Source organism: Pseudomonas baetica, assembly GCF_051216495.1.
GTDB classification, from domain to species: Bacteria; Pseudomonadota; Gammaproteobacteria; order Pseudomonadales; family Pseudomonadaceae; genus Aquipseudomonas; species Aquipseudomonas baetica_B.
The window spans coordinates 61,125-80,347 of the sequence record NZ_JBPKAM010000006.1 but is presented as its reverse complement, the minus strand read 5'-3'; the positions used below and the strand labels follow the sequence as shown (position 1 = coordinate 80,347).

21 protein-coding genes and 1 pseudogene are annotated in these 19,223 nt (G+C 59.0%); 11 read left to right on the top strand and 11 right to left on the bottom strand.

Going from position 1 to position 19,223, the window contains the following annotated elements:
* Nucleotides 1-84: 84 nt before the first annotated feature.
* Nucleotides 85-909, bottom strand: coding sequence for a M48 family metallopeptidase (locus ACSFE6_RS04555; protein ID WP_435426464.1), 825 nt, complete (start codon nt 907-909; stop codon nt 85-87).
* 271 nt (nt 910-1,180) lie between these two features.
* Here ACSFE6_RS04555 and ACSFE6_RS04550 point away from each other — a divergent pair.
* Nucleotides 1,181-2,467 (top strand): annotated as a pseudogene (locus ACSFE6_RS04550) (HAMP domain-containing protein); the annotation flags it as partial.
* Nucleotides 2,468-2,479: 12 nt separating this feature from the next.
* Nucleotides 2,480-3,322 carry a methyl-accepting chemotaxis protein gene (locus tag ACSFE6_RS04545; protein ID WP_435426486.1) on the top strand — a complete coding sequence of 281 codons (843 nt, stop codon included), beginning with the start codon at nt 2,480-2,482 and terminating at the stop codon, nt 3,320-3,322.
* 111 nt (nt 3,323-3,433) lie between these two features.
* Here the strand turns inward: ACSFE6_RS04545 and ACSFE6_RS04540 are convergent, their stop codons facing one another.
* The 3 genes from ACSFE6_RS04540 to ACSFE6_RS04530 are packed head-to-tail and all read right to left on the bottom strand — an operon-like array spanning nt 3,434 to nt 4,546.
* A complete protein-coding gene (locus ACSFE6_RS04540) occupies nt 3,434-4,057 on the bottom strand; it encodes an SOS response-associated peptidase (protein ID WP_435426463.1) in 624 nt (207 codons plus the stop codon).
* Between the two features lie 36 nt (nt 4,058-4,093).
* Nucleotides 4,094-4,354 carry a putative signal transducing protein gene (locus ACSFE6_RS04535; RefSeq protein WP_175390274.1) on the bottom strand — a complete coding sequence of 87 codons (261 nt, stop codon included), beginning with the start codon at nt 4,352-4,354 and terminating at the stop codon, nt 4,094-4,096.
* A gap of 9 nt (nt 4,355-4,363) precedes the next feature.
* Complete coding sequence (locus tag ACSFE6_RS04530; RefSeq protein WP_435426462.1) at nt 4,364-4,546, bottom strand: CPXCG motif-containing cysteine-rich protein; 183 nt, start codon at nt 4,544-4,546, stop codon at nt 4,364-4,366.
* 139 nt (nt 4,547-4,685) lie between these two features.
* On the opposite strand from ACSFE6_RS04530, the gene ACSFE6_RS04525 reads away from it, so the two are divergent.
* Nucleotides 4,686-5,852, top strand: a complete 1,167-nt coding sequence (locus ACSFE6_RS04525) for a 1-acyl-sn-glycerol-3-phosphate acyltransferase (protein WP_435426461.1) — start codon at nt 4,686-4,688, stop codon at nt 5,850-5,852.
* A 176-nt stretch (nt 5,853-6,028) separates the two neighbouring features.
* On the opposite strand, the gene ACSFE6_RS04520 is transcribed toward ACSFE6_RS04525, so the two are convergent.
* The gene (locus ACSFE6_RS04520) at nt 6,029-6,307 is read right to left on the bottom strand and encodes a hypothetical protein (protein WP_435426460.1); all 279 of its coding nucleotides are present in this window, start codon (nt 6,305-6,307) and stop codon (nt 6,029-6,031) included.
* Nucleotides 6,308-6,484: 177 nt separating this feature from the next.
* On the opposite strand from ACSFE6_RS04520, the gene ACSFE6_RS04515 reads away from it, so the two are divergent.
* The gene (locus ACSFE6_RS04515) at nt 6,485-6,691 is read left to right on the top strand and encodes a hypothetical protein (RefSeq protein ID WP_435426459.1); all 207 of its coding nucleotides are present in this window, start codon (nt 6,485-6,487) and stop codon (nt 6,689-6,691) included.
* Nucleotides 6,692-6,792: 101 nt separating this feature from the next.
* On the opposite strand, the gene ACSFE6_RS04510 is transcribed toward ACSFE6_RS04515, so the two are convergent.
* Nucleotides 6,793-7,377 (bottom strand): YajG family lipoprotein, encoded by a 585-nt coding sequence (locus ACSFE6_RS04510; RefSeq protein WP_435426458.1) that lies wholly within the window; start codon nt 7,375-7,377, stop codon nt 6,793-6,795.
* Between the two features lie 205 nt (nt 7,378-7,582).
* Between ACSFE6_RS04510 and ACSFE6_RS04505 the strand changes: the two genes are divergently transcribed.
* Together ACSFE6_RS04505 and mqo are read left to right on the top strand one after the other, a co-directional pair.
* Nucleotides 7,583-7,816 carry a hypothetical protein gene (locus ACSFE6_RS04505; protein ID WP_435426457.1) on the top strand — a complete coding sequence of 78 codons (234 nt, stop codon included), beginning with the start codon at nt 7,583-7,585 and terminating at the stop codon, nt 7,814-7,816.
* 740 nt (nt 7,817-8,556) lie between these two features.
* Entirely contained in the window at nt 8,557-10,065 is a 1,509-nt protein-coding gene (mqo, locus tag ACSFE6_RS04500; RefSeq protein WP_435426456.1) for a malate dehydrogenase (quinone), read from the top strand.
* A gap of 245 nt (nt 10,066-10,310) precedes the next feature.
* On the opposite strand, the gene ACSFE6_RS04495 is transcribed toward mqo, so the two are convergent.
* The 3 genes from ACSFE6_RS04495 to ACSFE6_RS04485 form a co-directional block, all read right to left on the bottom strand.
* Nucleotides 10,311-10,598, bottom strand: a complete 288-nt coding sequence (locus ACSFE6_RS04495; RefSeq protein ID WP_180205349.1) for a PA4642 family protein — start codon at nt 10,596-10,598, stop codon at nt 10,311-10,313.
* A 63-nt stretch (nt 10,599-10,661) separates the two neighbouring features.
* The gene (locus ACSFE6_RS04490; protein WP_435426455.1) at nt 10,662-11,147 is read right to left on the bottom strand and encodes a hypothetical protein; all 486 of its coding nucleotides are present in this window, start codon (nt 11,145-11,147) and stop codon (nt 10,662-10,664) included.
* A 117-nt stretch (nt 11,148-11,264) separates the two neighbouring features.
* Nucleotides 11,265-11,822 carry a hypoxanthine-guanine phosphoribosyltransferase gene (locus ACSFE6_RS04485; RefSeq protein WP_435426454.1) on the bottom strand — a complete coding sequence of 186 codons (558 nt, stop codon included), beginning with the start codon at nt 11,820-11,822 and terminating at the stop codon, nt 11,265-11,267.
* Nucleotides 11,823-11,998: 176 nt separating this feature from the next.
* Between ACSFE6_RS04485 and upp the strand changes: the two genes are divergently transcribed.
* Both upp and ACSFE6_RS04475 read left to right on the top strand, forming a co-directional pair.
* Complete coding sequence (gene upp / locus ACSFE6_RS04480) at nt 11,999-12,637, top strand: uracil phosphoribosyltransferase (RefSeq protein ID WP_435426453.1); 639 nt, start codon at nt 11,999-12,001, stop codon at nt 12,635-12,637.
* 2 nt (nt 12,638-12,639) lie between these two features.
* Nucleotides 12,640-13,914 (top strand): uracil-xanthine permease family protein, encoded by a 1,275-nt coding sequence (locus ACSFE6_RS04475; protein WP_435426452.1) that lies wholly within the window; start codon nt 12,640-12,642, stop codon nt 13,912-13,914.
* Nucleotides 13,915-14,017: 103 nt separating this feature from the next.
* On the opposite strand, the gene hemH is transcribed toward ACSFE6_RS04475, so the two are convergent.
* On the bottom strand, nt 14,018-15,040 hold the full coding sequence (gene hemH / locus ACSFE6_RS04470; RefSeq protein WP_435426451.1) for a ferrochelatase: 1,023 nt from the start codon (nt 15,038-15,040) through the stop codon (nt 14,018-14,020).
* 13 nt (nt 15,041-15,053) lie between these two features.
* The gene (locus ACSFE6_RS04465; RefSeq protein WP_435426450.1) at nt 15,054-15,956 is read right to left on the bottom strand and encodes a TIGR01777 family oxidoreductase; all 903 of its coding nucleotides are present in this window, start codon (nt 15,954-15,956) and stop codon (nt 15,054-15,056) included.
* A 197-nt stretch (nt 15,957-16,153) separates the two neighbouring features.
* Here ACSFE6_RS04465 and ACSFE6_RS04460 point away from each other — a divergent pair, with 197 nt between their 5' ends.
* From ACSFE6_RS04460 to ACSFE6_RS04450, 3 genes are all read left to right on the top strand, one after another.
* The gene (locus ACSFE6_RS04460; RefSeq protein WP_435426449.1) at nt 16,154-17,140 is read left to right on the top strand and encodes an NAD(P)/FAD-dependent oxidoreductase; all 987 of its coding nucleotides are present in this window, start codon (nt 16,154-16,156) and stop codon (nt 17,138-17,140) included.
* Nucleotides 17,141-17,313: 173 nt separating this feature from the next.
* Nucleotides 17,314-18,273 carry a YbgA family protein gene (locus ACSFE6_RS04455; protein WP_435426448.1) on the top strand — a complete coding sequence of 320 codons (960 nt, stop codon included), beginning with the start codon at nt 17,314-17,316 and terminating at the stop codon, nt 18,271-18,273.
* Nucleotides 18,273-19,214, top strand: a complete 942-nt coding sequence (locus ACSFE6_RS04450; protein WP_435426447.1) for a MerR family transcriptional regulator — start codon at nt 18,273-18,275, stop codon at nt 19,212-19,214. Before ACSFE6_RS04455 ends, ACSFE6_RS04450 begins: the two co-directional genes overlap by 1 nt.
* Nucleotides 19,215-19,223: the final 9 nt, after the last annotated feature.

Below are 19,223 nucleotides of genomic sequence, written 5' to 3'. Positions count from 1 at the left end.
GGTTCTTCGCGAGCAGGCTCGCTCCCACATTTGACCGAGTGCCAATGTGGGAGCGGGCTTGCTCGCGAAAGTGTTGGCAGACTCTCAATACGACTGTTTTTTGGCCTGTTCGTACAGCGGCATCACCTTCGGAATCGCCGCCTGCAACGAAGCGGTCCGGCTGCTGGAAGACGGGTGCGTGCTGAGGAACTCCGGCGGCGCACCTTCGCTGGCCTTGCTCATTTTGTCCCACAAGGTGATCGCGGCGTTCGGGTTGTAGCCTGCACGGGCGGCCAGTTCGAGACCGATCAGATCGGCTTCGTTTTCATTGGCACGGCTGTTGGGCAACGTCATGCCGTAGTTGGCCACGGCGTCCGCCACCGCCAGGCTACCCTGGCCCAGACCGAGCAAGGCACCGGCGCCCTGCTTGGCCATTTCGATTCCGTAAGCCTTGGACATCGCTTCGCGACCGTGCTCGCGCAAGGCGTGGGCGATTTCATGGCCCATGACGGCGGCCAGTTCATCGTCGGTGAGCTTCAGGCTGTCGATCAGCCCGGTGTACACAAAGATTTTGCCGCCTGGACCGCAGTTGGCATTGAGTTCGTCGCTCTTGATCAGATTGACTTCCCACTTCCACTGGGCCGCATCCGGACGGAAATTCGGCGCCTGCGCAATGAGCCGGTCGGCAATGACCTGAACGCGCTTGGCATCGCTACTGGTCTTGTCCAGTACACCCTTGCTGCTCGCCTCGCCCACGGTCTTCGTATAAGACTGGGCATACATCTGATCGACCTCGTCCGAGGACAACATGCTGAACATGTACTGTTTGCGCTCAACACCCACAGCGCCAGCGCTAGTGGTATTAACCGATTGGCAGCCGGTGAGCAGCAAACTCGCGCTCAGCCCACACACAACCAATATCTTGTTCATCAAAAAACTCCCTGAAAACATCTTCGTATCCTAGGCCTGGAAGTGTATCGGCGCCAGATACAACAAACCTGAGACGCAGATTTCGGACAAAGCTCTCATCGCCGTAGGAAAAAATTCACAAACCGGGACGAACCACAGCCAATAGCGGCCCGCGATGATTCAATTACGACATCAAGCACGCAAAAACAGCCATTTCCCCAGCCCCCGCTAATGCCCCTCGAACCCCTTGCCGATACACCTCCGCAGACGACCTTTTGCGTGCGGAGCCCCCATGAAATTCAAGTCAATCCAGTTTTCCGTGGCAGCCCTTGCCGGTGCCATCGTTCTCAGTGTCGTGGCAGCGCTGGTGGTATACGCGCTGTTTTCCGGCGCCCGGACGCAAGACATGGTCCAGGAGCGGACCCAGGCGCAATTCGAGCAAGTGATCGAGCAACGCCTGACCTCCCTGGCGCAAACCCAGGTCAGCCAGATTCAGCGCGAACTCGAAGCACCGTTGCTGATTGCCGGCGGCCTGGTGCGGGTTAACGCGCTGATCGGTACGCCAGGGGCCGATGGCCAACCAGCGCTGAGCCTCAGCCGCGAACAATTGATCGGTCTAATCAAGGAAAACGTGGCCAAGAACCCGAAAATCCTCGGCACCTACATCGGCTGGGAAAAAGACGCACTGGATCACAATGATGCGGCCTACATCGGCACCAACGTCGTCGGCATCGATGCCAGCAACGGGCGTTTCCTGCCTTGGTGGTTCCGCAACGAGGACGGCAGCCTCGGCCTGGACAAACTGGTGGACGTGGACGACCAGAAAACCTTGTCCACCGGCGTGCGCGCCAGCGAGTACTACCTGTGCTCGAAAGAAACCAAAAAATCCTGCGTGATCGATCCGGCGCCTTACAAGGTCGGCGACAAAATCGTCATGCTCGCCTCCTTTATTGAACCGATCATGCTCAACGGCGCCTTCCAGGGCATCGTCGGTGCCGACCTGTCGGTGAACTTCATCCAGGAAATGCTGCTGGGTGCCAACCAGAAGCTCTACAGCGGCGCCGGGGAAATGGCCCTGATCGGCGGCAATGGCCGGATCGTTGCCTACACCAAAGACCCGAGTAAATTCGGTGAGAAGGTCAGCGACATCCTCGATGCCCAGCAGATTGCCAACATGGCCAATCTCAAGCGTGGCGAAGTCACCTACAGCGTCGACAAGACCCAGGGCCGGATCGAGTTGTACCTGCCTTTCGGCATCGGCCAGACCGACGCCCGCTGGACCCTGATGCTGCAATTGCCATTGAACGCGGTGATGGCTGACTTGCAAAAACTTCAAGCCGACCTCAACACCCAACGCAATTCCGACACCTTCGGCATGGCCATGGTCGGCCTGCTGATTGCCGGTATCGGCTTGCTGGTAATCTGGCTGGTCGGCCACGGCATTGCCCGCCCACTGAAGCAAATGGTCGCCATGCTCGACGACATTGCGCAGGGCGAAGGCGACCTGACCCGTCGCCTGACCAGCGACCGCTCCGATGAGCTGGGCTCGATTGCCAAGGGCTTCAACACCTTCCTGGCCAAGCTGCAGGCAATGATCACCCAAGTGGTGACCTCGGTGCAGAGCGTCAGCGATTCATCGGAACACACCGCCGACATCGCCATTCGCACCAACACCGGCGTGCACAAGCAAATGGCCGAGATCGACCAGGTGGCCACCGCCGTACAGGAAATGACCGCTACAGCCCAGGACGTGGCCCGCAACGCGACCCAGGCCGCGCAAGCCGCAAGTCACGCCGACCTGGCCGCCAGCCAGGGCAAACAGATTGTCCACGACACCTCCAACTCCATTGGCGCCCTCGCGGTGGAAATCGGTCGTGCGGTGGGCGTGGTACAAACCCTGGCCAAGGACAGCGAAAACATTAATGCGATCCTCATAGCCATTCGCGGGATTGCCGAACAGACCAACCTGCTGGCGCTGAACGCGGCCATCGAAGCGGCCCGGGCCGGTGAGCAGGGTCGTGGTTTTGCCGTGGTGGCCGACGAAGTGCGCAACCTGGCGCAGAAGACCCAGAAGGCCACTGAAGAAATCCAGACCATGATTCAGCAGTTGCAGCAAGGCACGCGTGATGTGGTGCGGGTCATGGAGGACAGCCAGAACCGCACCGACGAAAGCGTGCAACACGCGGCCAAGGCGGCCGAGGCCCTGGAAACCATCACGCAAGCGGTGTCGGTGATCAACGACATGAACACCCAGATCGCCAGTGCCGCCGAGGAGCAAAGTGCGGTGGCGGACGACATCAACCGCAACGTGATCAACATCGGGCAAGTGGCCAATGAAGTGGCGGGCGGAGCGGATGAATCGAGCGCGGCCAGCGCGGGGTTGACCAAATTGGCCGAGCAGCAGCGGCGGTTGATCAATCAGTTCAAGGTCTGATCCGAAGGCCCTTTCGCGAGCAGGCTCGCTCCCACATTGGATCTGTGGTTTTCACAAATCCCTGTGGGAGCGAGCCTGCTCGCGAAGAGCGCGGCACAAATGCCCAAAATCTTAACCCGGCGTCAGACACTCCGGACCATTGAGCTTCGGATCATTGACCATGTTCGCCAGCACCCGTTCGCGTAACGCCGCGGGTTCACTGGCCAGCAAGGCCTGCAAGGCATGCAGCGGCGTTTTGGGATCGAGCCAGGCCTCCTGCCCCGCCGCATCGAGAATCAACGGACGCCGTTGACTGGCCGCCGGCTGGGTGATGACCGCGGTGCTCAGCCACACCTGTTCCTGCACCGGATACGCTTCCCAGATCGCCGCGAAAAACAGCGACGACCCTTCTCCCGGCGTCAGCCAATACGGGCGCTTGCGCGTGGTGCCGCGCCACTCGTAGAAACCGTTGGCCGGCAGCAGGCAACGGCGCAGGCGCAGGGCTTCACGAAACATCGGTTGTTCGGCCACGGTTTCGGCACGGGCATGGGCCGGGGTGCGGGACAGATCGGTCAGCCACGGCGGTGTCAGCCCCCAGCGCGCTCGGGCCAACCCGCGCTGGCCATCTTCGTCGGCGCGCAGGATCAACACCGAGTCATTGGGGGAAATGTTCCACTGGGCCTGCTGATCGGCGGGGAAGCCAGGCAGGGCCGCGAAGGCGGGGTTCCAGCGAAACAGGGCATAACGTCCACACATGGGGCAGCACGACTCTTGGTCAAACGATCCGCCAGCCTAACAGACCAGCGTGCCGGGAAAGCTCTCCGGTTCATCGCCGGAGAGCGGCAGCGCGGCATTGTACGCGCGGATCAGCTCGCGGGCGTAATCGGCCTGATCGTTATCCACCGCCAGCCCCAGCAGGCCGAAGATCGGCAATTCGCCGCTGGCACCGACCAGGTCGCGACCCACCAGATGCGCCTCGATGCCTTCACTGGCGAGCATGCCTTGCAGCAACTCGCCCTCCATCAGGTTTTCCGGTTCGTAGATTCGCTGCATACCTGCCCCTCAATCGTTTTCGCCATAGACATCGAGCAGCCATTCCTCGCCGTGCACCTGCAGGACAAACCTGATCGGCTTGCAACACACCTGACAGTCTTCAATATATTCCTGATCGCCACCGGACAGGTCCACGGTTGTCTCGACTTCTTCTCCACAATACGGACATTCATACACTGCAGATTCGAGCATCACGGTCTCCCGGGTGACTTGTGCGTATAATCGCCGGTCTATTTGCAGGGCTATTTTTGTCTGGCTACTTTTTCAGACCGTGCCCCGCTGTTTTTCGATCAGAACCTTTACTTACCCTAGCCGTTTCTAACAAGAGAGCATGATGGGCGAATTCGATGCCATCCGACCTTACGACGACAGCGAAGTCCCAGCGGTGCTGGCACGACTGCTCGGCGACAAGGCGTTTCTAGATATCCTCACCCACTTCCGCTTCCCGCGTTTTGCCGGCGCCTTGGGCTGGGCGCTCAAACCTCTTATAGCTCATCGACTGCGCCGCGAGTTTGCCGGCATCACGTCGGTGGCGACCTTGCAGGACAAAGTCGAGTACTACGTCGACCACACCATCGAACGCGCCACGGACGGGGTGACCTACACCGGTGTCGAGCAGTTTAAGTCCGGCAGCGCTTATCTGTTCATCGCCAACCACCGCGACATCGTGATGGACCCGGCCTTCGTCAACTACGCCGTATACCACGCCGGCCTGCCGACCCCGCGCATCGCCATTGGCGACAACTTGCTGCAAAAGCCCTTCGTCAGCGACCTTATGCGCCTGAACAAGAGCTTTATCGTGCACCGCTCCATCACCGGACGCCGCGAGAAAATGGCGGCCTATCAATTGCTCTCGGCCTACATCAACCATTCGATCCGCAACGATTGCGCCTCGATCTGGATCGCCCAGGCCGAAGGCCGCGCCAAGGACGGTGACGACCGTACCGAATCGGCGATCCTCAAGATGTTCCACATGAGCCGCAAGGACGAGCCGTTCGGCGAAGTTATCCGATCGCTGAACCTGACCCCGGTGTCGATCAGCTACGAATACGACCCGTGCGACCAGGCCAAGGCCCGCGAACTCTACATCCGCGCCACCACCGGCACCTACACCAAGGCGCCAGGCGAGGATGACGTGAGCATTGCCAAGGGCATCACCGGCTACAAAGGCCGGGTGCATGTGAACTTTGCCGCGCCAATTACGGAGTTGTTTGAAGACACCAAGCAATTGGCGGTCGAAATGGACAAGCAGATCCTTGGCGGTTATCGCTTGTTCCCGGTGCACTACCTGGCTTATGCCCAGTGGAAAGACGCCGACCCGCAATTGCAGGTGCCAAAGGCTGCCGAGATGTTTGCGGCCGATGAACTGGCCAAGGCCCAGGCCGAATGGCAACAACGACTGGATGCCTGCCCCGAGGAACACCGCCCGTTCCTGGTGCTGCAATACGCGACGCCGGTGAGGAATCAGTATCGGGTGAAGGCGGGATTGCCGCTTTAACTCCGGATACGACAACGGCGCCCTGTGGCGAGGGGATTCATCCCCGTTGGACTGCGTAGCAGTCCTAAATTTTGAGAATGCGGTGTATCCGAAACATCGCCTTCACAGGTTTTGCGGCTGCTTCGCAGCCGAACGGGGATGAATCCCCTCGCCACAGAAGCTCCTTGCTACAGAGTTCAGACCCGCGTGCTGATCCAGGATACGAGCAGCGCCAGCCCGAGGCAGGCAAAGCCAAAGACGTAGAAAAACCGGTTCATGCGCACGGTCGCCCAATCCAGCGTGGGCTCTTCACTGGGACGGCTCTGGCGCTGCGCCTGGAGGCTGGCGATAGCGCGCCGTTCGCGACGACGGGTAGCGTGCAGCAACCAGCCGCCCGGGAAGGCAAAGAATAAAGCCAGCAAATTGATCAATTTGGCAGGATGGGCGGTTAACAGCGTCATCAAGTGCAGCGACATCACAAGCCTCAGTCAAAACAGGTGTGGCAGACGGGCGCGGATTCTACCGAAAGCCTCCTTACCTGCCCTCTCTTTCCGACAAATAACGAAGCAATTGATCAATGGCTGCCCTGAGTCACAGCTTCGTCATCTGAATAGGCCAGTCTATCGCCCCTCGAAACCGACAGGGATTGCGACATGCTCCACGCCGAAAACCAGGATCGCCTCTACTTCATCAATCACAGCGAAGAACAACAAACCCTCGTCGGCAGCCTCGCCTTCAACGTCCAGGACCGTCACTGGCTGGTGTATTGCGCACTGGGCGGTCATCAGCATGCGGATTTGCCGGAAACGGACTTGCTGACGGGCGTCAGCGTGCTGGACTTCTACTCTCAAGCCGCTTGATTACGCGATTCCCCTGTGGGAGCGAGCAGGCTCGCTCCCACAGGTATGAAAAAGCCCGGGACCATTGCTGGCACCGGGCTTTTTTTACACCGCGCGAATGGTTATTCGCCGAGAATCTGCCCCACGGTCGGATCCTTGAACAGGCGGGTCAGCGCATCGCTCAACACGTCGCTGACCAGCTTGGTGTTGGTTTCCTGGTTCGGTGCCATACCGAAGCGCTGGTCCAGGGACGAGCCGTAACGACCGCTGTAACGACGATTGGCATTCTGCACATCGGAGCGGAACGTCGCACCGATGGTCGCCTCGGTCACGTACATGCCTTCTTTAGGCGACTGATACTTCAGTTCGGCCAGGGTCACGGTCAGTTGTGGCGCGTTCATCGCATTGGCGGTCGGGGTGAACCCCAACAGGCGCACGGCAGCTTCGGCCTGAGCCTGCAACTTTGGCAGGATTTGCTGGCCCTGCACGGTAATCGCGCTGGTTTCCGGGTACAGACCACCACGGGTGCCCAGGGTCGGCGACGGACGACCGTCCACCACACGCACCACCACCGGCTGCCCGTGGCCTACCGGGGCCAGTTGCGCCGTCAGCTTGGGTTCCGGGTTCAGTTGTTGCGGGCTGTGGGCGCAGCCAACCAGCGTCAAACTGGTCACAGTAATCAAACCGAACAACAGGCGTTGCAACATGCTCTTCTCTCCAGAATCAGGCACAAACAGGCCGGCAGTATAGCGGTGCGCCACTGCGGCTAACCAGCCGCTCGCAGCGATTGCTGAATTCTCTGACATGCCCTGCAGGGCGGGGTTCGATGTCACACATCGTTCACCCTCTTTTCACCAACACGTCACGACGATCTGACAACGTGTGAGGTAATCACCCATGAGGTCATTTGCCATGCGCTTTCTCATCTCAATGTTCGCGCCACGTCCGCTGCATCGCTGTTTCGCCCTGCTCGACCGCAACGGCCATTGCCAGGCCTTCAAACAGTGCAGCCTTCAACCCATGGGCGATGGCTGGGTCGAAATCGAGGAAATCCGCTTGAACTGGTTGCACCGGCCTTTGCCCGCCAGCGCCCGGGTTACCCAGCCGCAACCCCGTTCACGTGCGCGCCAACTGCTGACGACCTGACCAGACGCCTAATAAAAGTCATTAAACACGACCAATTCCCCGCGTTTCTTCGCTACAATCTCCCCCCGATTATAAGGACGTCTCCTGATCGGGCCTCGCAGCATCGTCAATGCCTTGGTATTGACACCCCCGCACCGCCCACAGAGAGCCGCCCACACAGATCGAGTGAAGCTGGCGCGCTTGCTGTTATTCAAGCAAAACCTCCACTTTTCGCGAATCTGCAGAGCTGTCATTACGCTCGGTCACTGAGCTGTCTGCCCGATTTGCCCGCCATGCATTGCCTGGCGGCCAACCACCCGGGCACGGTGCCAGGCTGGGACAGCCCTTTTTGAGGTTCACGTCTTCAAAAGAGCGTGAAAAAAACGGGTTTTCACAACTTCACAAGAGTGTGGCGAGCAAATGAATAGTTTTGCGTCTGAACATGCACCATTAGCGTCTACAACAGCCCGAAGACACAGGACCGAGTACACCTCGAATACCGGAGCCTGAAGCCTGTCCGCTACGGATTTGGTTGCACAAACGGATGTATCGACCATAAGTCGAATTGCCAGCCGCCCGTTGAAATGAGTTCATGGGACTCTGATTAGACCCGGCAGGCAGCGTCCGTCGAAGTTGCAAAAAATTGCGAAGATTCGGACATGGCGATCCTGCCATGGGTACCTGGGGCAATACAGACACGCCCTGTCACTCCTGGCAGCCATGCCGTCAATTTGGTGCTGCAGATTTTGGAGACGCGTTAAATGGCGCATAACGAAGCAGTCGACGTAGTACTGGTAGGGGCCGGCATCATGAGCGCCACCCTCGCGGTACTGCTCAAAGAGCTCGACCCCGCGATCAAGCTGGAAGTCGTCGAGCTGATGGATTCCGGTGCGGCGGAGAGTTCCAACCCGTGGAACAACGCCGGTACCGGTCACGCCGGCCTGTGCGAACTGAACTACACGCCGCAGTCTGCCGATGGCAAAGTCGACATCAAGAAAGCCGTGCACATCAACACCCAGTTCGAGGTGTCGAAGCAGTTCTGGTCGTACCTGACCAAAAAAGGCACCTTCGGATCGTGCAAATCCTTCATCAGTCCGGTGCCGCACCTGAGTTTCGTGCAGGGCGACAAAGGCGTGTCGTTTCTCAAGGAACGCTTCAAGCTGCTGAGCAAGCATCACGCCTTCTCCGACATGGAATACACCGAAGACAAGGCAAAAATGGCGGAGTGGATGCCATTGATGATGCCGGGACGTGACGCTGGCGAAACTCTCGCCGCCACCCGCGTGATCAACGGTACAGACGTCAACTTCGGCGCCCTGACCAACCAGTTGCTCAAGCACCTGACCAGCGCACCCGATGCCCAGGTCAAGTACTGCAAGCGCGTCACTGGTCTCAAGCGCAGCAATGGCGGCTGGACCGTCAGCATCAAGGACGTCAACACCGGCAACACCCGTGAAGTCGACGCCAAATTCGTATTCCTGGGTGCTGGTGGCGCGGCATTGCCGCTGCTGCAAGCTTCGGGCATCGAAGAGAGCAAAGGCTTCGGCGGCTTCCCGATCAGTGGCCAGTGGCTGCGTTGCGACAACCCTGAAGTGGTCAAGCACCACCAGGCCAAGGTGTACAGCCAGGCAGCCGTCGGTTCGCCGCCAATGTCCGTTCCGCACCTGGATACCCGCGTCGTCGACGGCAAGAAGTCCCTGCTGTTCGGACCGTACGCCGGTTTCACCACCAAGTTCCTCAAGCATGGCTCCTTCATGGACCTGCCGATGTCGGTTCGTGCCGGCAACATTGGTCCAATGCTGGCCGTGGCGAAAAACAACATGGACCTGACCAAGTACCTGGTCAGCGAAGTGATGCAATCGATGGAGCAGCGTCTGGAGTCCTTGCGCCGCTTCTATCCGGAAGCGAAAGCCGAAGACTGGCGCCTGGAAGTGGCCGGCCAGCGGGTGCAGATCATCAAGAAAGACCCGAAAAAAGGCGGCGTCCTGCAGTTCGGTACCGAACTGGTCGCGGCCAAGGACGGCTCCCTTGCCGCCCTGCTCGGTGCTTCCCCAGGTGCTTCGGTGACTGTTTCGATCATGCTGGAACTGATCGAAAAATGCTTCCCGGGTAAAGCCAAAGGCGAATGGGCAGCCAAACTGGCGGAAATTTTCCCGGCCCGTGAGAAAGTCCTGGAAACCGATGCTGCGCTGTATCGCAAGATCAACGCGCAGAACAACGTTGCCCTGGAACTGGTTGAAGCCAGCAGCGAAACCGAAAGCTACGCTTGATTCGGCCCCAATAAAAACGCCCCGTTCTCCTTGAGAGCGGGGCGTTTTTTATGGCCGGTGAACCAATATTTTGGGTTCACCTCAATTTGTGGCGAGGGGATTTATCCCCGTTCGGCTGCGAAGCAGTCGCAAACCTTTTGAATGCGGTTTGCCTGACACACCGTACCAGCAGATTTTGGGGCCGCTTCGCAGCCCAACGGGGATAAATCCCCTCGCCACAGGTACTCGGTTCGCTTCGGATAGGATCAGCCGCGAGCCTTTTCGATCAGTTCGATGTAATCCGGCGCATTGCGCTGATCCTGAATCAGGGCAACGAAGTCATTGCCGTGCTCGTCCTTACCGTTGACGTCGTAACCCGCCTCAACGAAGAACGTCAGGAAACGCTCGAAATCGTCGATACGCAGGCCACGATAGGCCTTGATCAGCTTGTGCAACGAAGGCGAAGTGGCGTCGACCGGTTCGAAATCGAGGAACAACTTGATCTGCTCGTCGCCGATCTCGTCACCAATCACTTGTTTCTTATCTTTACGCATTGCCGACTCCAGCTCGCAGACATTTCACGGGGCGGGCAGTTTACCCCTGCGCAGGCCCGGCACTCAACGCGGACGAACACTGCCCGTGTGCAGATCGGCCCAGACATGGCCATTGGCGTAGCTAAGGAACTGGCAATACACCGTGTCATTGCGCAACAAGTCGATCACCACCCGATACTGAGCCAGCGGGTAATAAAGCGTCAGCGTCTTGTTCTGATCGTCGTAGACCGGCTTTTTCAGGCTTTTGTTTTCGCCATCGAAATTGACCAACACCTGATTGATCGTCGCGCCTTTGTTCAGGGATTTACCCTTGAGACGAATCAGCAGCGGCGAGGTGACCGGTATTGGCTGCTGATTGGACTGGCGCTGGCTGCCAACCACCACGGAATAGTCGGTGACCTGCATCAGTTGCTGCTGTTCGGGTTCGGCATCGCGCAGGGTCAGGTCGTCCGGAGGCAGAAATTGACCGTGCATTGGTGCCGGGGCGGCGGCCAAGGGCAGGCTAAGGGTCAGTAACAGGACGGTGCAGCTGCGGATCAACAGGCTCATGACAGGCTCCGGAATCGGGGCCAAGCACTCTAGCATGGGTGTATGAATGCGGATTGATGAACTTGAAACCATTGTGGGAGCGAGCCTGCTCGCTCCCACAGGAGTATGACGCGGGGTTTACATGCCTTTAACGGCAAAAATCCCGTTGGCGTTGCGCCAGTAGCCTTTGTAGTCCATGCCGTAACCGAAGATGTAACGGTCGATGCATGGCAAACCGACGAAATCGGCCTTGAGGTCCGGGCGGGCCTTGCGGTCGTGGTCCTTGTCGATCAGTACCGCTGTGTGCACTTTGCGCGCGCCGGCATGCTTGCAGAAGTCGATGATCGCGCCCAGGGTATGACCTTCATCGAGGATATCGTCGATGATCAGCACGTCACGGTCGATGAACGAGATTTCCGGCTTGGCTTTCCAGAACAGCTCACCACCGCTGGTTTCGTTGCGATAACGGGTGGCGTGCAGGTAGGACGATTCCAGCGGGAAGTTCAGATGAGTCAGCAGCTTGCCGGAGAAAATCAGCCCGCCGTTCATCACACAGAACACCACCGGGTTGCTGTCCGCCAGTTGATCGTTGATTTGCGCACCGACGCGGGCGATGGCCGCCTCGACTTCAGCTTCGGTGTACAGGCAGTCAGCCTCTCGCATGACTTGACGGATATGCTCGAGATTAGCGGACATGGCGCTCTCCAGGGAATTGAGGGGGAGGGTCGATTTCGGAAAAGCGGGCAAAGGTACGCATCAAGCGAGGCCAGATCAAGCGTTTGTGGACTAACGTACAGTAATGTCTATAGGACAACACCCTCGGATAGATTAATCTAGGCCGGTTTTTTTGCCCGCCGCTGGAGCCTTTCCCCATGCCCATCCTCGAGATCCGCCATCCGCTGATCCGTCACAAACTTGGCCTAATGCGCCGCGCAGACATCAGCACCAAGAATTTCCGTGAGCTCGCTCAGGAAGTCGGCGCCCTGCTGACCTATGAAGCCACCAAAGACCTGCCGCTGGAAACCTACGATATCCCGGGTTGGTGCGGCACCGTGTCGGTGGAAAAAATCGCCGGCAAGAAAATTACCGTGGTGCCGATCCTGCGCGCTGGCATCGGCATGCTCGAAGGCGTGCTGAGCCTGATCCCGGGCGCCAAGGTCAGCGCCGTGGGCGTGGCCCGCAACGAGGAAACCCTCGAAGCCCATACTTACCTTGAGAAACTGGTGCCGGAGATCGACGAACGCCTGGCGATGATCATCGACCCGATGCTCGCTACCGGCGGTTCGATGGTCGCCACCATCGATCTGTTGAAGAAAGCTGGCTGCAAGGACATCCGCGCCATGGTGCTGGTCGCCGCGCCGGAAGGCATTGCCGTGGTCGAGAAGGCGCACCCGGACGTGACCATCTACACCGCTTCCATCGATGAAAAACTCAACGAGCACGGTTACATCATCCCGGGCCTGGGCGATGCCGGTGACAAGATCTTCGGCACCAAGCAGAAGGACGCGTAACCATGCAGGATGAGTTCAACGATCCGCTCTGGCGTACGGTGCTGTCCGGCGCGCAGATGCTGTTCGTGGCTTTCGGCGCCTTGGTGCTGATGCCACTGATCACGGGGCTCGACCCGAACGTGGCATTATTTACCGCAGGTCTGGGCACGATTCTGTTCCAGGTTGTCACCGGGCGTCAGGTGCCGGTGTTCCTGGCGTCGAGTTTCGCCTTCATCACCCCGATCATCCTCGCCAAGGGTCAGTTTGGCCTGGCCGCGACCATGGGCGGCGTAATGGCAGCCGGTTTCGTCTACACCTTCCTCGGCCTGGCCGTGAAGATCAAAGGCACCGGTTTCATCGACCGCCTGCTGCCGCCCGTGGTGATTGGTCCGGTGATCATCTCCATCGGCCTGGCCATGGCGCCGATCGCCGCCAACATGGCCATGGGCAAGGCCGGCGACGGTTCCGAGCTGATTCATTATCAGACGGCCATGATGATCTCGATGCCAGCGCTGCTGACCACCCTGATCGTCGCGGTGTTCGGCAAAGGCATTTTCCGCCTGGTGCCGATCATCTCCGGCGTGTTCGTGGGCTTCGGCATGTCTTTCTACTTCGGTGTCGTCGATACGGCGAAGATTGCCGCAGCACCGTGGTTCGCGTTGCCGCACTTCACCGCGCCGGAGTTCAACTGGCAGGCGATTCTGTTCATCGTTCCGGTGGCCCTGGCACCGGCCATCGAACATATCGGCGGCGTGATTGCCGTGGGCAGCGTGACCGGTCGCGACTATCTGAAGAAACCCGGCCTGCACCGCACCCTGCTGGGCGATGGTATCGCCACTACAGCCGCTGGCCTGTTCGGCGGCCCACCCAACACCACCTATGCCGAAGTGACCGGCGCGGTGATGCTGACCAAGAACTACAACCCGAAAATCATGACCTGGGCGGCTATCTTCGCCATCAGCCTGGCGTTCATCGGTAAGTTCGGCGCGTTGTTGCAAAGCATTCCGGTACCGGTAATGGGCGGGATTCTCTGCCTGTTGTTCGGCTCGATCGCGGCGGTAGGCATGAACACGCTGATTCGCCACAAGATCGACCTGGGCGAAGCGCGTAATTTGGTGATCGTTTCCGTGACCCTGGTGTTCGGCATTGGTGGCGTGCTGGTTGGCACCGGCACCGGCCCTGACGACTTCGGCCTCAAAGGCATCGCGTTGTGCGCAGTGGTGGCGATTGCGCTGAACCTGATTTTGCCGGGCAATGACAGCTGGAAGCACAAGAAGGCGGATGAGCCGCTGTTGTAGGGCTTAAAGATCTTTGTTGTGAATGAAATAGTTTTCGCGAGCAGGCTCGCTCCCACAGTTGGAATGCATTTCTCTGTGGGAGCGAGCCTGCTCGCGAAGCTTTTTAAAGAGCCAACGGCGCCCTTTCGCACAATGTGCTCAACGCCCGCGCCCACTGCGGGTCATCATTGAGGCACGGCACCAGCACCAACTCCTCGCCCCCCGCCTCGCGGAACTGCTCCAGCCCACGGTCTCCGATTTCTTCCAGCGTCTCGATGCAATCGGCAACGAAGGCCGGGCACATCACCAGCACCTTCTTCACGCCGCTTTTGGCCAGTTCATCGAGGCGCGCTTCGGTGTAGGGTTCGATCCATTTGGCACGGCCAAGACGCGACTGGAATGACACCGACCACTTGCCGTCCGGCAAGCCCATGCGCTTGGCAAACTCCTTGGCGGTACGCAGGCACTGGCCGCGATAACAGGTAGCGACCACTTCCGGCGATGCGCCGGCACAGCAATCGCCGCCGCCTTCAAAACTGTGCCCCGGATTGAGCTTCTTCAAGTGACGTTCCGGCAGACCATGGAAACTCAGCAACAGATGGTCGTAATCCTGCTGCAAGTGCGGTTTGGCAGTGGCCACCAAGGCATCGAGGTATTCCGGCTGATCGTAGAACGGCTGAAGCACCGATAGCTGTACGTCGAGTTTCTTCTCGCGCAGCACGCGTTTGGCTTCTTCGATCACCGTCGTCGTCGTGCTGTCGGCGAATTGTGGATAGAGCGGGGCCAGGGTGATCCGCTTATGGCCCTGGGCTGTCAGGCGCAGCAGCGCCGATTCAATGGATGGCTCGCCATAACGCATCGCCAACTCAACCGGCCCATGGTGCCATTGGGCAGTCATGGCCTGTTGCAGGCGTCGACTGAGCACCACCAGTGGCGAGCCCTCCTCCCACCAGATCGAGGCATAGGCATGGGCCGACTGCTCGGGTCGCTTGATCAGGATCAACGACACCAGCAGGCGTCGCACCGGCCATGGCAGGTCGATCACATACGGGTCCATCAGAAACTGATTGAGGTAGCTGCGCACATCCGCCACCGAGGTGGAGGCAGGAGAGCCCAGGTTGACCAAAAGCAACGCGTGACCGGTCATGCAACGTCCTATTTCAGAGGCGGCTGGACAGATCGTCCAGGGCCGCACGCAAATCGGTGAACTGGAAAGTGAAACCCGCTTTGAGCAAGCGCGCCGGCGTCGCCCGCTGGCCACCCAGCAGCAGCAACGACAACTCGCCCAGGCCGACCTTCAACACCAGAGCCGGCATCGGCATGAACGCCGGGCGGTGCAATACGCTACCCAGGTTTTTGGCAAACTCGCGATTGCGCACCGGCTTCGGTGCGCAGGCATTATAGGGACCGCTGGCTTCATTGCGATGCAGAAGAAAATCAATCAGCGCGATTTGATCGTTGATGTGGATCCACGGCATCCACTGCCGGCCATTGCCAATCGGCCCTCCCAGCCCCAGCTTGAACGGCAGCAACAGCCGCGACAAAAAGCCGCCCTCGGCGGACAACACCAGCCCCGTGCGAATGAGTACCACGCGAATCCCCAGGTTTTCTGCACGTTGGGCTGTTTCCTCCCAGGCAATGCACAATTGACTGGCAAAATCATCGATAACCGGCGGTGAGTCCTCGGTCAGTTCACGCTCGCCACCATCACCGTACCAACCGACCGCGGAACCGGAAATCAACACGCCTGGCTTTTGCTCACGACTTTCCAGCCAGGTCAGCAAGGTTTCAGTCAGGGTGATGCGGCTGCTCCAGAGCAGCGCTTTGCGTTTGGTCGTCCATGGCCGATCCGCGATCGGTGCCCCGGCAAGATTGACGATCGCATCGACAGGCTCCAGCCCTACGTCTTCGAGCCTGGCGATACCACGCACCTGAACACCACAGACTTTGGCGACTTTTGAAGGCGTTCGACTCCAGACCGTCAGGCGATGCCCCTGACTCAACCAGTGATGGCAGAGCTGACGTCCTATCAAACCAGTACCGCCGGTCAGCAATATGTGCATGACTTCTTCCTCGCGTGGCGTTTTACCCTGATCACTAGTCTATTTTTATAAGCAAGGGATCTTTGATATCGGGCAGGCTCTGTGTTTAACAATAGGCCAAGCTGTCAGAACGAGAACGCTGAAAGTTATACCTAAAAACAATATTGTACAGGTTTAAACCCCGGCGTAGTCTGTACAGAAAGGTTAACGAGGCCCTTATGACTGTACCTATCGCAATCATCGGCACCGGCATTGCCGGACTCTCAGCCGCGCAAGCCCTGACAGACGCAGGGCATGTCGTGCAGCTTTTCGATAAAAGTCGTGGCAGTGGCGGACGCATGTCGAGCAAACGCAGCGATGCGGGTGCCCTGGACTTGGGCGCGCAGTATTTCACTGCCCGTGACCGTCGCTTCGTTACCGAGGTCCAGCGCTGGCAGGCCAAGGGCTGGGTCGCCGAATGGGCGCCGCAGCTGTATACCTACCATGGCGGTCAACTCAACCTGTCGCCGGACGAACAAACACGCTGGGTCGGTACGCCTCGCATGAGCGCAATCACCCGCGCCCTGATCGGCGATCTCGAAGTGCATTTCGCCTGCCGGATTACCGAGGTCTATCGGGGTGAAGAGCATTGGCACCTGCAGGATGCCGAAGGCTTCACCCATGGCCCGTTCAGTCACGTGGTGATTGCTACGCCAGCCCCTCAGGCAACGGCGTTGCTGGCGTCTGCGCCAAAGCTCGCCGGCGCTGTCGCGGGTGTGAAAATGGACCCTACCTGGGCCGTCGCACTGGCCTTCGAAACACCCTTGGACACTCCCATGGAAGGCTGCTTCGTGCAGGACAGCCCCCTCGAATGGCTGGCGCGCAACCGCAGCAAACCCGGCCGCGACAATACACTCGACACCTGGGTACTGCACGCCACCAGTGCCTGGAGCCGGCAGCACATCGACCTGTCAAAAGAAGCCGTGATCGAACAGTTGCACGGCGCCTTCGCCGAGTTGCTGCACGATTCGATGCCTGCGCCCACCTTCAGCCTCGCCCACCGCTGGCTCTATGCCCGCCCCAACAGCAGTCACGAGTGGGGCACTTTGGCCGACGCCGACCTGGGCTTGTATGTCTGCGGCGACTGGTGTCTGTCCGGGCGAGTCGAAGGAGCCTGGCTCAGCGGCCAGGAAGCCGCCCGCCGACTGCATGCACACCTGCAGTAAAGCGCATCGATCCGGGTAAATTGCTGCTGTCGGAAGGTACAGCAGCCCACCTGCAAGAAATAGGGTTGATGGAGTCTGTACAAAAAATTTGACTTGTACACCTTTGAATCTATGATGAAGTTAGATTGTACAAATCTAAAAACTTGTACAAGTTTAGATTTCGAGGTGCTCCGATGCTCCCGTCCGCCGCCAAGCCGAAAATTGCCATCAGCGCCTGCCTGATGGGCGCCGAGGTGCGCTATAACGGTGGGCACAAGGCATCACGACTGTGCAGCCAAATCCTCACCGACCACTTCGATTTCGTGTCGGTCTGCCCGGAAGTGGCCATCGGCCTGGGCATTCCTCGCGAACCGATCCGCCTGGTGGGTGATCCGGATCAGCCCGAAGCTGTCGGCACGGTTGATCGTGAGCTCAATGTCACTCGAGCATTAGCCGACTATGGCCAACAGATGGCGGTGAATCTGGGTGACATTTGTGGCTACATTTTCATGCAGAAATCCCCGTCCTGCGGCCTGGAGCGGGTCAAGGTCTACCGCGCCAACGGCACACGGCTGGACGATGGTGGCCGTGGCATCTATGCCCAGGCGTTCTGCGCACTGCATCCGGATTTACCGGTGGAAGAAGACGGCCGACTCAACGACCCGGTGCTGCGAGAAAACTTCCTCACCCGCGTATTCGCCTACAGTGCCTGGCAACAGCTACTAAAAGAAGGCCTGAGCCGTCGCGCCCTCACTGACTTCCATTCGCGCTACAAATACCTGTTGATGGCCCATAACCCGGTGCAATACAAAGCACTGGGCGCGTTGCTGGGCAACATGGGCCGCAGCACCCCACAGGAACTTGGCCCGTACTATTTCAGCGAGCTGATGACCGCCCTGAAAAAATGCGCCACTCGCCGCACCCATACCAATGTCCTGCAGCACCTTAGCGGCTACCTTAAACAGGCGATCAGCGCCGAAGACAAACAGGAAGTGCAGCAGGTCATTGGCCAGTATCGCCACGGCATCGTGCCACTGGTGGTGCCACTGACGCTGCTCAAGCATCACTTTCGCCAACACCCGGACCCTTACATTGCCCAGCAGGTTTACCTGCAACCGCATCCGGAAAACCTCAGCCTGCGAAATACCATTTAATGAAAGCCTCATTCGACAGTAGCGCCAGCGATGGCCACGGCGAGGCCTTCAAGAAGGCCCTCGACGAAGGCTGGCTACCGATTCGCGAAGTGGCCCGGCAGACCGGCGTCAACGCCATCACCCTCCGCGCCTGGGAACGGCGATATGGCTTGATCGTGCCGCGGCGTACACCCAAGGGGCATCGGCTGTTCTCGGCCGAGCACGTGCAACGTATCCTGACGATCCTCACATGGCTCAATCGCGGGGTCGCCGTCAGCCAGGTCAAGCCACTGCTCGACACTGCGCAAACCTTTACCGAATCCGCGGAAAACGATTGGCAACTGTTACGCCAGGCATTGCTGCAAGCGGTCTCGCGGCTGGCCGAACGTACGCTGGACGACACCGTCAATCAGGCCATGGCGTTGTACCCGCCGCGAACTTTGTGCGAACAACTGTTGATGCCATTGCTGGCCGATCTGGAACAACGCTGGCAGGGCCAGTTCGGCGCACAGATGGAGCGCGTGTTTTTTTATTCCTGGCTGCGCAGCAAATTTGGCGCACGCATCTACCATAACAACCGTCAGCTACACACCACGCCACTGTTGTTGATCAATCACTCGGACTTGCCACTGGAACCTCATTTGTGGCTCACCGCATGGCTGATCAGCAGCGCCGATTGCCCGGTGGAGGTGTTTGACTGGCCGTTACCGGCCGGTGAGCTGGCTCTGGCGGTTGAACACCTGCAACCGCGAGGCGTTCTGCTGTATTCCAGCAAAGCCTTAAACCTTATGCAGCTGACGAAACTTTTGAATGGCGTCAGTTGCCCAAAAATGATCGCCGGACCAACGGTGTGCATTCACCCTGCCGAGTTGTCCGAGAAAACTGTCGTGATGGCTGACTTGTACCTGGCCGCAGATCCTTTGTTGGCACACCAGGCACTCGTTCAGCGTGGGCTCATTTAATGTGGTTAC

What these genes read in the sequence shown, in the direction of transcription:
- ACSFE6_RS04505 (WP_435426457.1), top strand. Translation starts at nt 7,583, where the DNA reads ATGCGCTTTCTCATCTCAATGTTCGCGCCACGTCCGCTGCATCGCTGT.
- ACSFE6_RS04525 (WP_435426461.1), top strand. Translation starts at nt 4,686, where the DNA reads ATGATGGGCGAATTCGATGCCATCCGACCTTACGACGACAGCGAAGTC.
- ACSFE6_RS04515 (WP_435426459.1), top strand. Translation starts at nt 6,485, where the DNA reads ATGCTCCACGCCGAAAACCAGGATCGCCTCTACTTCATCAATCACAGC.
- ACSFE6_RS04545 (WP_435426486.1), top strand. Translation starts at nt 2,480, where the DNA reads ATGATCACCCAAGTGGTGACCTCGGTGCAGAGCGTCAGCGATTCATCG.
- ACSFE6_RS04520 (WP_435426460.1), bottom strand. Translation starts at nt 6,307, where the DNA reads ATGTCGCTGCACTTGATGACGCTGTTAACCGCCCATCCTGCCAAATTG.
- hemH (WP_435426451.1), bottom strand. Translation starts at nt 15,040, where the DNA reads ATGACCGGTCACGCGTTGCTTTTGGTCAACCTGGGCTCTCCTGCCTCC.
- ACSFE6_RS04455 (WP_435426448.1), top strand. Translation starts at nt 17,314, where the DNA reads ATGCTCCCGTCCGCCGCCAAGCCGAAAATTGCCATCAGCGCCTGCCTG.
- ACSFE6_RS04530 (WP_435426462.1), bottom strand. Translation starts at nt 4,546, where the DNA reads ATGCTCGAATCTGCAGTGTATGAATGTCCGTATTGTGGAGAAGAAGTC.
- ACSFE6_RS04535 (WP_175390274.1), bottom strand. Translation starts at nt 4,354, where the DNA reads ATGCAGCGAATCTACGAACCGGAAAACCTGATGGAGGGCGAGTTGCTG.
- ACSFE6_RS04485 (WP_435426454.1), bottom strand. Translation starts at nt 11,822, where the DNA reads ATGTCCGCTAATCTCGAGCATATCCGTCAAGTCATGCGAGAGGCTGAC.
- ACSFE6_RS04475 (WP_435426452.1), top strand. Translation starts at nt 12,640, where the DNA reads ATGCAGGATGAGTTCAACGATCCGCTCTGGCGTACGGTGCTGTCCGGC.
- ACSFE6_RS04510 (WP_435426458.1), bottom strand. Translation starts at nt 7,377, where the DNA reads ATGTTGCAACGCCTGTTGTTCGGTTTGATTACTGTGACCAGTTTGACG.
- ACSFE6_RS04495 (WP_180205349.1), bottom strand. Translation starts at nt 10,598, where the DNA reads ATGCGTAAAGATAAGAAACAAGTGATTGGTGACGAGATCGGCGACGAG.
- ACSFE6_RS04555 (WP_435426464.1), bottom strand. Translation starts at nt 909, where the DNA reads ATGAACAAGATATTGGTTGTGTGTGGGCTGAGCGCGAGTTTGCTGCTC.
- ACSFE6_RS04460 (WP_435426449.1), top strand. Translation starts at nt 16,154, where the DNA reads ATGACTGTACCTATCGCAATCATCGGCACCGGCATTGCCGGACTCTCA.
- ACSFE6_RS04490 (WP_435426455.1), bottom strand. Translation starts at nt 11,147, where the DNA reads ATGAGCCTGTTGATCCGCAGCTGCACCGTCCTGTTACTGACCCTTAGC.
- ACSFE6_RS04540 (WP_435426463.1), bottom strand. Translation starts at nt 4,057, where the DNA reads ATGTGTGGACGTTATGCCCTGTTTCGCTGGAACCCCGCCTTCGCGGCC.
- ACSFE6_RS04450 (WP_435426447.1), top strand. Translation starts at nt 18,273, where the DNA reads ATGAAAGCCTCATTCGACAGTAGCGCCAGCGATGGCCACGGCGAGGCC.
- upp (WP_435426453.1), top strand. Translation starts at nt 11,999, where the DNA reads ATGCCCATCCTCGAGATCCGCCATCCGCTGATCCGTCACAAACTTGGC.
- ACSFE6_RS04465 (WP_435426450.1), bottom strand. Translation starts at nt 15,956, where the DNA reads ATGCACATATTGCTGACCGGCGGTACTGGTTTGATAGGACGTCAGCTC.
- mqo (WP_435426456.1), top strand. Translation starts at nt 8,557, where the DNA reads ATGGCGCATAACGAAGCAGTCGACGTAGTACTGGTAGGGGCCGGCATC.